The sequence below is a fragment of the Spongiibacter thalassae genome (assembly GCF_012272835.1).
Classification (GTDB): domain Bacteria; phylum Pseudomonadota; class Gammaproteobacteria; order Pseudomonadales; family Spongiibacteraceae; genus Spongiibacter; species Spongiibacter thalassae.
In genome coordinates this window covers 741600-753684 of record NZ_JAAWWK010000001.1, presented here as the reverse complement: position 1 = coordinate 753684, position 12085 = coordinate 741600, and the positions used below count along the sequence as shown (strand labels likewise).

Here is a 12085-nt window from a genome sequence, read left to right as displayed (position 1 = left end):
GTTACTTATAATGTTAGAACAAAATCCTCCGCGATACGACATCGTTCACGGAGTGATTGTGTTACAAAATCGGGTGATTAAACGCCAGCGCCGCGCCATCTCGGCTGATCGCGTCAACTTCAAGCTTCTCCAGACAGGCGTCAATTTCCTTACTGATCAGGCTCGCCATGCGAATCTGCTCCAGTTTCGGCCAGCTGGCGGTTTGCCCGGCACGGTAGACTTCCTGAATCTCCTCATCGTTTTTATACTGATAAAGCAGTTTGCGCACGCGCAGATGCTTGAGATCCAGGGAAATGTTGATATCCCCCACATAGCTTTGATCCAGCACCTGATACAAGCCGCCCAGGGCGAAATCCACCGGCCCCAACAGCGATTGATCTCCCGACCAACGTCGCAGGTTGCGCACCGATTCCTTCAGCGCAGTGAAATAAAGGCGCTTCATCGAACGAAATACGTTCTCCTCGTTCCTGGGGTTCAACTCCAGGGTGTATAGCAGCCCCGCCGGATTTATCATACTGACAATAAAATGATTCACGCCGTACAGGCGCGCGAGGCGCTTGAACGGCAAGTCCTCCGCGGTGGAGCCATCCACCCAGAGCCTACCGGGTAAATAGGCCTTAAGCCGCCCTCGCGAGTCCTTGGCTTCCAGCTGCACCGGCGGCGCCAGGCCGCTCGGCGACGAAGAGGCCTTGACCGCCGAACGAATGGTCACGTTCGGCGAGGTCATCGCATTCATCAGTCGGGATTTTTGGTGTTTCTCGTGGGGGGCCACGGAAATATTGATATGTCGTCCGGTGTGTTCATAGGCTTCTTCAAAGGTCATATCGCCGACAAAGGAGTCGATCATATCGTCCCGAGCCGATGCCACAACCCCGCTGGAGCGGGCCTTGAGCAGCTCTCCCGCACGGAAAAAGCGGCCATCATAGCGCTTGTCGCGAAAATACCCTTTTAACTCCTCATCGGTGAGCGTGCCGATCTGGGCACTTACCCACGAGCCCGCACTGGCACCGGAAATCACCCGCGGCATCAGGTCGGCCTCCAGCAAGCTGTCAACCACACCGTGGTGAAAATAGATCAACCCCGCCCCGCCGCTTAAACTCAGCGCCGAGCGCCCGTAACAGTGGCTTGCCCGGCGAAAGAAATTCAGCTTGCGTTCGCGGCTGATAATTGACTCCGGGGCGTCAACCAGCCGGTGCAGTGCTCGGGCAATCAGCTCGACAAAATCGACTATCAGCGTCTTGGTGCCGAAGCGCGCTCGAGTATACAAACGGGCGCTGCCCATCCCCGCCATATTGCCGTGTATCCCCTCGTTAAGGGTAAACAGTAGCTCTTCGTAATCTTCCTTGTCCATGCAGTCTTTCAAGCGGCGGTAGCGGGCGGCGATTTGACTGGAGTCAAACATTTCATTGTCTACCCTCGCCTTCCAGTGCTCCGCCCGAGACAAGGCATCGTGTTCCAGCGCCAACCCCCGCCATTCCTGGTAGTTGCGCGCTTTCAGCATGGCCTGCTCGATTCGAGACAGCTTTTTGACTACACGTCCATTAAACATTGTGGCTCCTATGTGAACGCCGTGGGCTTAGGGTGCGATGGATTCGCGGTCGCCAGCGGCGGAGAATTCCTGCAGCCGGGACTCAGAGAACCGGGCATGACAACGATTCAAAAACAGCTGGATCAGCCTGTTAATAGCATCTGCCTGAATACAGTGACCCAGGTCGAAGGCGTGCTGAACGCCCGGAGCAAGGAAAAACTCAAAGTCGTTGGCGGCAACGGCAGCCTGAGCTTCAGCAAACACCCGCGCTTCGTCCCGGTCTATCATGCAGTCTCCGCCGCCGTGTACCAAAAGACATGCTGGCAGATGGGGGCCTACCTGGTCGATTGGAGACGCCTCGCGCCAGATCGCCTCACCAACATCTTCCACCGCGCCGGGCATCACCTTGTCGCGGGTAAAGTTGGCAATGATGGGATCATTGATAATGTCAAAGCGATCAAGGAAATCGTAACGCCCATAACACGGCGCTACCGCCTGCACGTCGGTGCTTGCCCCCGCCGCATAATCACGTCGCAGAGCCTCCGGCAACAGGGTGCTCAGCGCGGTAAGATGCCCACCCGCAGATCCACCGCTGACCGCAACAAATTCGCCATTGCCACCATAGCGACCGGCGTTTGCCTTGATCCAGGCAATGGCACACAGCACATCGACCACCATGGCGGGATAGCGGTGCTCCGGCCCCAGACGGTATTCAATATCGCACACCAACCAACCCCGCTGGGCCATATCGTGTATCAGTGGGCGGCCCATCTGCCCTTTTTTCCCTGTCACCCAGGCGCCGCCGTGAATATGAATCAATACGGGGCGTGTCTCACCGGGTCTGTCATCGCGATAAATATCCATTTTTTGCGCAACAAACTGACCGTAAGCGACATCCCGCTTAATCACCAAGCCTCGGCGCCGACAAAAAAAGACCCCCAACCAACGCGCGACATCCATTGGACCAACAGCGAAATCCTTTGCGCCCCCCAGACCAAGCCGTTCGGCGGTTTTGATTGCCTGTCGGCGCACCCGCCATTGCCGCACTATGCCCGCGAGACCGGCAAGACCGGCCAATATCGCCAGTGGAAATACCCGGGAATCATGGCCCGCCACCGCCAAAACAAGCGCCAGCACGGTGAGGGGCAAAACCATCAGCTGCCCCCCCACACTGAGTAGCCAGTACAGCGGTGCAGCCACTTTAAGCTGGCGGTAGCGCAGCGGCGTGATCCCCGCCATGCACAGCATTAAAACCAGAACGCTCAACGAGATGATCATCCAACCCAATCCCTTTTAGTAAGTTAACCTGCTGGTATTCATACGATTTTCGAGAAATAACGGCATCGACCTATAGACCGGACAGCCGTTCGGGGTCACAACATAGCGCTGTGCTGCTACGTTAGAGCGCGGATTGATTTTAACCTCAATAACTGACAATATGTCAACTATTAGGCCGTAACGCAGAAAATACTTTGACAAATTTAAGCGGCGCGCCCAAACTATAACTGACTACTAGTTATTTTTAACCACTAACTGATAACAAGCTCGCCAGCCAAGCTGGCCTGTCAAGGAGAAGCCAGTATGAAGATGGACGATATGGTCCTGATCAGCGTCGACGACCACCTCATTGAGCCGCCGAACATGTTTGATCGCCACACTCCCGCCAAATTCAAAGGCCAGATGCCACGCGTCGTCCAGGGAGAGCAGGGCGAAGACATGTGGTTGATTGGCGAAATGCCAGTGCCTAATATTGCCCTGAACGCCGTTGCCGGGCGCCGTCCGGAAGAATACGGCTTTGAGCCAACAGGCTTCGCTCAGTTGCGCAAAGGCACTTACGACGTCGATGCTCGTATTGGCGACATGAACGTCAATGGCCAGCTGGCTGGCCTGAACTTCCCCTCCTTTGTCGGCGTTGGCGGACAAACACTGGAAAAGGTAAAAGACCGCGAACTGGGTCTGGCTATTGTGCGTGCCTGGAACGACTGGCACATCGACGAATGGTGTGGCGCTCACCCCGGCCGTTTCATTCCCGTTGGCATCGTCAGCAACTGGGACCCGGTTGCCGCCGCGGAAGAAGTTCGCCGTATCGCCAAGAAAGGCTGCTACGCGATTTCCTTTCCGCCGAACCCCTGCCTGACTGGCCTGCCCAGCCTGCACAATCCGGTATGGGATCCCCTGTGGAAGGCCTGTAGCGATACCGGCGTGGTTATCTGCCTGCACATCGCCGATGCGTCCAACGCAGTACCCTCTATCGAGTCACCGGTTGACGTGATGATCGCCAACATGCCTGTGTCCCTCTATGCCACAGCCACCGATTTGACCTTCTCGCCAATTCTGCGCAAATTCCCGGACATTCGCTTTGCACTGTCTGAAGGCGGTGTCGGCTGGATTCCTCACTTCCTGGAGCGTATCGACTACGTTCACGAGCGTCACGTGTGGACCAACCAGGACTTTGGTGGCATGAAGCCCAGCGAGCTGTTCCTCAAGCACGTTTACACCTGCTTCATTGATGACAAAGTGGGCATCAAGGTACGCCACGATGCCGGCCTGTCAAAAATGACCTGGGAATGTGACTACCCCCACTCTGACTCCACTTGGCCGAAAGCTCCGGAAACCCTGTGGCCCAGCATCAAGGACATCCCGGATGAAGAGATCGACATGATCACTCACCTGAATGCCATGAAAGCCTTCCAGTTTGATCCGTTCAAACATTTGAAGAAGGAAGAGTGCACTGTTGGTGCTCTGCGTGCCCAGGCGAAAGATGTAGATCTGAGCTTCACCAACACCGAAGGCAAGGGCGTTCCCCCTGCACAACACAAAGGTCCCGTCACCTTTGGCGATGTAACCGGCCAGCTGAGCAAAATGCTGGACGTCGGCGCAAAAAGCTAAGCGCGTCGTCGTAACCTCTCTACTGCAAAAGCCCGTACGCCCGCGCGACGGGCTTTTGCACGAACCAACAGCTGACACATAGTCATTTAACTGGAGTAGACATGGCTCTTCTTGAGAACAAAGTTGCAATTATCACCGGCGCCGGTCGTGGTCTGGGAGAAGCCTATGCCCGCCGCCTCGCCGAGCACGGTGCAGCCGTGGTGGTCAACGATCTGGGCAAGGACGAGAATGGCGCTCTTATCGCTGAAACTGTTGCCCAAAGCATTGTGGCCGCTGGCGGCAAAGCGGCAGCAAACACCGCCGACATTTCCACAATGGAAGGCGGCGCATCGCTGTTGAAAACCGCTCTGGACAACTTCGGTTCCGCCGACATTCTGATTAACAACGCCGGCATTCTGCGCGACAAGAGCTTCCTGAAGTTGACTGAAAACGACTGGGACAGCGTGCTCGGCGTTAACCTCAAGGGCATGTTCACCGTTACCCAACCGGTGTTTGCCTGGATGAAGGAAAACGGTGGCGGCGTCATCGTTAATACCAGCTCCACCTCAGGTCTCGTCGGTAACTTTGGCCAGCTGAACTATGCCGCCGCCAAGGCCGGTGTATTTGGCATGTCCAATGTCCTCACCATCGAAGGCGCCAAGGCCGGTATTCGCGTATGGACACTCGCCCCCGCCGCAACCTCTGCCCTCACTGCACCGCTGATGAACGACGAGCAGAAGCAGCTCCTCGACCCCAGCCACGTTGCTGAAGCCATGTTGTACATGGTCAGCGATCTGTCGGGCAACAAAACCGGCCACTGCCTGTTTGCCTCAGGCCAAAGCATCCGTGAACTGAAGCTGGTATCTGCCGAAGGTATTCGCGGCCGTGGTGAAAATGCCGACCTGACCGCCGAAGGCATTGCTGCCGCCGCAGACGCAATTTTCGTTGACGCGCCAACCCTGACCATTCAGGACTTCGCCAAGTAGGCGTAAACACATGGCGGGGCGTGACGACATCACCGCCCTTAACACCCAACACAACAGCTAGTTATATAGGCAGATATTATGAGCAAAGCATTAATCGCCGGTGTCGGCATGGTGAAATTTACAAAACCCGGCAAGAGTGACGAGTACGATGTACTCGGCGCACAGGCGGCACAATCTGCCCTTGCCGACGCCAAAATCGACTATCGCGATGTTCAGCAAGCCTATGCCGGCTTTGTCTTTGGTGACACCTGCTCCGGTCAGACCGCACTCTACTCCGTGGGTCTGACCGGAATTCCGGTTATTAATGTCAACAACGCCTGCGCCACCGGCTCCACTGCCCTGTTCCTAGCGAAGCAAGCGGTTGAATCCGGCGCCGTTGACGTTGCCTTGGCAGTAGGCTTTGAGCAGATGCCCAGCGGTGCTCTGGCCAGCAACACCAGCGACCGCAAGGCCACCACGGCCCGTCTGGATCAGACCGTTGCCAGCATTCAGGGCTGGGATGACAAGGCCATGCAAGCCGCCCAGTACTTTGGCGGTGCCGGACGTGAATACATGGAAAAATACGGCGCCTCAGCCGAGCTGTTTGGCCGCGTGTCGGTCAAGGCCCGCAGCCACGCCGCGCGCAATCCTTATTCCCTGTTCACTGACCCTTTGAGCCTTGAGCAGGTGATGTCGTCCCCCGCTATATTCGGCCCCTTGACCCGCCTGATGTGCTGCCCTCCTACCTGCGGCGGCGCGGCGGTTGTTGTGGTGTCAGAAAACTATGCCAAAAAGAACGGTCTCGACAATTTGATTGAAATTGCCGGTATGGCCCTGACCACCGACACCGATGCCAGTTTCAGCAGTGGCAGCATGATCAATGCGATTGGCGCCGATGCCAGCCGCCGCGCCTCTGCAACCGCTTACGAACAGGCAGGCGTCGGGCCGGAAGATGTCGATCTGGTCGAATTACACGACTGCTTTTCCACTAACGAAGTAGTCAGCTACGAAGCCCTGGGACTGTGTCCCGAAGGTGGCGCGGAAAAATTCGTGCTCGACGGCGACAACACCTACGGTGGCCGTGTCGTCACCAACCCCTCTGGCGGACTGCTGTCAAAGGGCCACCCCCTCGGCGCGACCGGTCTGGCGCAGATTACAGAACTCAGCTGGCACCTGCGTGGCAGTGCCGGCGAACGTCAGGTAGAGGGCGCAAAAATCGGCCTCCAGCACAATATCGGTCTCGGCGGCGCCTGTGTCGTATCGGTATTGAAACGCGCCTGAAACGCCGCCAACAGAGGACAGCAACATGGCACTACTTGAGAACAAAATCATCGTTGTCACCGGCGCGCAAGGCAATGTTGGCTCAACGATGGTACGCACTGCACTGGCCGAAGGGGCCACTGTTATCGGTCTGGACTACGCCACCATTACCCTTGAAGCGGAAGGCTTTGAGGGCTTTAGCGGCGTCGATCTGTGCGATGCCGCCGCGAGCCGCGATGTGTTCATCTCCATAGAAAAGCAATACGGCCGCATCGATGGTCTGGCCAATATCGCCGGCGGCTTTTGCTGGGAAACCCTGGCCGATGGCGACGCCGGCAGCTGGGAAAAAATGTTCCGCATTAATGTGCTGACCGCCAGTAACGCCTGCCGCGGAGCACTGCCGGCTATGATTCGCAGCCGTGGCAAGATCGTCAATATCGGCGCCGCCGGCGCAACCAAAGCCGGTGCGGGCTTCGGCCCCTACGCGGCGGCCAAGGCCGGCGTGGCCAAGCTCACAGAATCACTGGCCGAGGAGTGCAAGGCCGACAACGTGTGTGTAAACGCCGTGTTGCCCAGCGTCATTGATACTGAGCTGAATCGCAAGGACATGCCCGACGCCGACTATTCAGCCTGGGTGACCCCTGCGCAACTCTCCGGGGTTTTGTGTTTCCTGTTATCCGCACAGGCTGACGCCATTACCGGCGCGCTGCTGCCGGTGACCGGTCGCGTGTAACGCACCAACTTACCGATGAGGCCATAAACAAATAATGAATCGCTTCGACTATATCATTGTGGGCGCCGGCTCTGCCGGCTGTGCCCTTGCTTATAGATTGAGTGCCAGGCCCGACTGCCAGGTACTGCTGCTGGAGTGCGGTGGCCTCGATCTTAATCCCTTTATTCATATTCCCCGCGGATTCGCCAAAATTCTCGAAGGCGACAGCCTCCTCCACCGCTACGCCATCGATCACACCGGCTATGAGGGCAAGCAGGAAGAGTGGGTACGGGGCAAGGTATTGGGCGGTTCAAGCTCGGTCAATGGACAGGTCTATATGCGCGGCTTTGCCGCCGACTATGACGCCCTCGGCATCCCCGGCTGGGGCTGGAAAGAGGTCGGCGCTGCGATGCGTGAATTCGAAAACCACGAACTCGGCGCAGCGGAATATCGCGGCGATAGCGGGCCACTCAGAGTCAGCCAGCACCCCACTCGCTCGGCCATTTGTGACGCATTTATCCACAGTGCTGAATTAATCGGTGCACCGTATTGCGAAGATCTCAACGATGTCGATGAACAGGGCGCAGGCTACCAGCCTCGCACCATCTACAAAGGCTTTCGCCAAAGTGCCGCCCGCGCCTTTCTCCATCCTATTCGTCATCGCAAAAACCTCACCATTAAAACCCACTGCGATGTGCAGCAGCTGATACTGGAAAACCAAACAGCCACCGGTGTACGGACAAACACCCGCAACGGCGCTCAAGTGGATTTTTACGCCAATCGTGAAGTTATTCTCAGCGCCGGTGCCATTGCCTCACCCCTGATTCTGCAACGCTCCGGCATCGGCGACGCTGCGGCTCTGCAAAGCCTGGGCATCCCGGTGCAGGCGCATTCACCACTGGTCGGCAAGAATCTGATTGAACATCGCTGTGTTATGCCAACCTATCGCGTCTCCCACGGCAGTCTCAATAGCGCCCTGCGGCCACTGGGGCTGACCAGAACCCTGTTGACCTACCTGCTCCGTCGGGACGGCCCAATGGCCTATAGCGCCTTTGAAGCCAGCGCACTGGTCAAGACCTCGGCAAACCTTCCCCGAGCCAACGCACAAATCGGCTTTACCCCGGTTTCAGTAGACCGCCACGGCACAAAGGTCACCCCGGATCGAGAGCCTGGAGTACTTGCCTGTAGCTACCTCATTAAGCCCAAAAGCCGTGGCTATTTGCGCATTCAATCTGCGGACGCAAGACAAGCACCCTATATTCAGCCTAACTACCTCGCCCACGAGGATGACCAGCGAGATGCCGTGGATTTATTTCGGCTGACCCGCCAATTGTTTGCATCCTCGGCGATGGCACCCTATCAACCACGGGAAATGTCACCTGGCGCGGATGTCGTCAGCGACAGCGACATCATCGACTACTATCTACAAAAAGGGTCCACCGCCCTGCACGCCACGGGCACCTGTCAAATGGGCCTCGGCGACGATGCGGTGCTGGACGAAAAATTGCGAGTAAAAGGTATCGCACAACTTCGCGTCGCCGACCTGTCGGTATTCCCCGACATGGTTTCCGGCAATACCAACGCACCTGCAATGGCGGTGGGATGGCGCGCGGCCGATTTCATTCTCGAAAATAGTTAAAAAATTCTATATAACAGGAAGGCTATAACCATGACTTATCAAACCGCTACCCCCCCTCGGGTTTCAGCCCGGCACAGCAAAAGCGCACTGACCCTGGCGATTCTTGCCAGTCTGGCTGCGACGCAGGTTTCGGCGCAGGATTCCGCCGACGAACCCAGAAAGAGTCGCAGCCGACTGATCGAGGAGGTCGTGGTTACAGCCACCAAACGGGCGGAAAATGTGCAGGATATCCCGGTCTCGGTGTCGGCCTTCAGCGGCGATATGCTCTCGGCAATGGGCGTGGATGACCCAACAGACTTACAGGCAGTGACCCCCGGTCTGACCTACAATTCCGCCACCGGCTTCTCAATTATCTATCTGCGCGGCGTGGGCTCCGATGCCTTCCTGATGGCCGACCCCAGTGTGGCCACCTATATCGACGGCATCTACTACCCCTTCGCCAGTGGCCTCGCTCAGTCTTTCGGCAAAGTGGAACGTATCGAAGTACTTAAAGGGCCACAGGGCACGCTGTTTGGCCGTAACACTACCGGTGGCGCGATCAGCATCACTTCTGAGACACCGGACTTTGAAGAGGTCTACGGTTCGGTGGACGCTAGCTACGGCAGTTTCAACAGCAAGAAAGTGGCCGGACTGATAAACACCCCTGTTACCGACTGGTTCGCCACAAGTCTGGCGCTGTTCTACAACGAGTCTGGCCAGTATTACACCTTCGATCCTGAATCCACCCAGCAAAATATGGATGTGGAACGCGCGGCTGGCGGCCGCCTGAAACTGAAATTTGCCTACGAGGATTACGACCTGCTCCTCGCCGCGGTCAAAATCCGGCAATCCGGTTACAACACCACCCTTGCCGGAAACACTCGCGCTTCAGATCAGACAATAGCTGCAGGGGGGGAATCCCAGCCCCGTGACTACACGATTTCAGTCGACTCACCGCTGAATTTCGACATTGATAGCGAAGTGGTATTCGGTGAGGTGAATGCCTACTTTGACTCTCTGGATGTCAAGCTGCTCGCCAGCCACCAAACCCTCGAGAATTTCGGACAGAGTGACTTTGATGGCACCAATGCATCCATCGTCGCCTTTGAGGCGCCACTGTTCGCCGATGTTAAAACCGCAGAGCTGCAGTTTATTTCCAACGAAGGCAGCTGGGGCAGCGACTGGCTGGAATGGATAGGCGGTTTCTATTTTATCGACAGCACCGCCGGCCTGCTTCCACGCTTTGGCGCAGCCGGTGGCGGACAGGGTAACGTTGGCCCGGTACCGATCGGCGACCTGTTGGGTGAACCGGGACAACAACTCCCTGTTCCGGCATTGACCGGCGTCGCGCTTAATCTTCAGGGTATTCTCGACACCGACTCATGGGCGGCATTTTTCCAAACGACGTTTACTATCAACGATTGGACAGAGCTGACCGTGGGTGGACGCTACCAGTACGAAGAGCGCTATGTGGTAGCCTCGTCGACCGGCATCGAGAATGCCGACGGCAGCACCACGCCGTTATTCGACTGGGCCAACGACGGAGAGGGCATTCGCGACGTCGAAAGCGAAAACTTCTCCCCCAAGGTCGCGGTTAACCTGAGGCCTCTTGATGATTTGTTGGTGTTCTTTTCCTGGCAGAAGGGTTTCAAAAGCGGCACCTTTAACACCATCAATATCACTGACGATATTGACTACGCCGAAGAAGAAAACGTCGAATCCTATGAACTCGGCGCAAAATATACCTCGCCGTCGGGCAATCTGGTGTTGAACACCGCCGTTTTCTACACCGAACTCGAGAATATTCAGGTTCAGTTTTCATCATTGGAAGCCGGTGGCACGGTCACCTTTGACAACGCCGGTGCCGGGCGCATACAGGGGATAGACTTCGACTCCCGCTTAATACTGCTGCCCTCCCTGACCGATGATCTCGTGCTGACCCTGAGTGGCGCCTACCTCGACGCCGTGTACACCGACTACCGGGATGGCCTTGGTTTTGACGAGGACACCGGCGCCTATCAGGACGGCCAGGACTTTACCGGAAATCGCATGGTGCGCACCCCGGAATACACCGCCACCCTCGCCCTGAGCAAGACCCTTATGTTCGACCCAGGCCCGCTGGAACTCACGGTGGATGGCTACTACAACTCCGGCTACGCCTATCTTCCACAAAACACAGTATTCCTTGAAGAGGAATACCATTTGATCAATGCACGGGCGAGTTTCTGGATTGAAGAGTGGGACTTTCGCATGACTGCCTCAGTGAAAAACCTTGGCGATACCACCTACGCGTACTCCCAGTTCCCCAACGACTATGGCCGACTCGAAGCGCTGGCGCCACCGCGAAACTACTCCTTTGCAGTGCAGTGGAACTTCTAAGTCACCAAAGAGGCGCGGCTAAGCCCGCGCCTGTCCTTGGAGAATTATCATGTCTACCGCCGCTTTTGAAATATTCTGGATTGTCAGTGCACTGGCTTTGCTCGGCTTCGCCGTGGCACATTCAATAAAAACACAACAACTCAGCCGACACTTGCTCTACTTTATTTGCGGAGCCAGTATATTCTGGCAAGAGTTTTATGCCGACTGGGGCGCTTTTCTTGAATGGAACCCCGGCTTTCATATGATGCCCTGGAGTAAAACCCTGTGGTCTATAGAGCACAAACCCTGGTTTAATATCGCGGCTTATCCGGTGTTTATGTGGGCGGCATTCACCGCAATACACGTTTTACTGGCACGGTTGCCGAAATCGATTCCCCCGGGGAAACTGTTTCTCACATGTACCGTGGTTGCCGGCCCGGTGTTATATGGCTTCAACGTGATCACCGAGTATCTGGCCGTCGCCCAGGCTGGGCTGTGGACTTACACCGAAACCATAGGCCCGGCCCTGCGCACTGACGCCGGTACCATGCCACTGCTATATCCCGGCATTCCCTTCGCCAGCTTTGCGGTGTTGTTGTCATTCTTTTTGCACTGGCATGACAGCAGCGGCAAGCTGCGGATAGAGGCGCTGGCAGGCCCTTCACTGCAGGCCTCTCCAGTCAAACGTATTCTGTTCTGGGTCGTCATATGGAACGCCTGCTACTGGCTGGCACTTTGCACACCGCTTATTGCCATTCGCAGCTTGTTTGGCTAGG

9 protein-coding genes are annotated in these 12085 nt (G+C 56.6%); 7 read left to right on the top strand and 2 right to left on the bottom strand.

Annotated elements, in window-relative coordinates:
* Positions 1-61 precede the first annotated feature (61 nt).
* A complete protein-coding gene (locus tag HCU74_RS03145; RefSeq protein ID WP_168448933.1) occupies positions 62-1549 on the bottom strand; it encodes a DUF3336 domain-containing protein in 1488 nt (495 codons plus the stop codon).
* Positions 1550-1576: 27 nt separating this feature from the next.
* Positions 1577-2806, bottom strand: a complete 1230-nt coding sequence (locus tag HCU74_RS03140) for an alpha/beta hydrolase (RefSeq protein WP_168448932.1) — start codon at positions 2804-2806, stop codon at positions 1577-1579.
* 303 nt (positions 2807-3109) lie between these two features.
* On the opposite strand from HCU74_RS03140, the gene HCU74_RS03135 reads away from it, so the two are divergent.
* The 7 genes from HCU74_RS03135 to HCU74_RS03105 all read left to right on the top strand — a co-directional run bounded on the left by HCU74_RS03135 (position 3110) and on the right by HCU74_RS03105 (position 12084).
* Entirely contained in the window at positions 3110-4417 is a 1308-nt protein-coding gene (locus HCU74_RS03135; RefSeq protein ID WP_168448931.1) for an amidohydrolase family protein, read from the top strand.
* A 101-nt stretch (positions 4418-4518) separates the two neighbouring features.
* Entirely contained in the window at positions 4519-5382 is an 864-nt protein-coding gene (locus HCU74_RS03130) for an SDR family NAD(P)-dependent oxidoreductase (RefSeq protein ID WP_168448930.1), read from the top strand.
* 78 nt (positions 5383-5460) lie between these two features.
* The gene (locus tag HCU74_RS03125) at positions 5461-6642 is read left to right on the top strand and encodes a lipid-transfer protein (protein WP_168448929.1); all 1182 of its coding nucleotides are present in this window, start codon (positions 5461-5463) and stop codon (positions 6640-6642) included.
* Between the two features lie 25 nt (positions 6643-6667).
* Complete coding sequence (locus HCU74_RS03120; RefSeq protein WP_168448928.1) at positions 6668-7354, top strand: SDR family NAD(P)-dependent oxidoreductase; 687 nt, start codon at positions 6668-6670, stop codon at positions 7352-7354.
* Positions 7355-7388: 34 nt separating this feature from the next.
* The gene (locus HCU74_RS03115) at positions 7389-8972 is read left to right on the top strand and encodes a GMC family oxidoreductase (protein ID WP_168448927.1); all 1584 of its coding nucleotides are present in this window, start codon (positions 7389-7391) and stop codon (positions 8970-8972) included.
* A 30-nt stretch (positions 8973-9002) separates the two neighbouring features.
* Positions 9003-11330 (top strand): TonB-dependent receptor, encoded by a 2328-nt coding sequence (locus HCU74_RS03110; RefSeq protein WP_168448926.1) that lies wholly within the window; start codon positions 9003-9005, stop codon positions 11328-11330.
* Between the two features lie 49 nt (positions 11331-11379).
* Positions 11380-12084: a hypothetical protein gene (locus HCU74_RS03105; RefSeq protein ID WP_168448925.1), complete on the top strand. Its 705-nt coding sequence runs from the start codon at positions 11380-11382 to the stop codon at positions 12082-12084.
* Position 12085 lies beyond the last annotated feature (1 nt).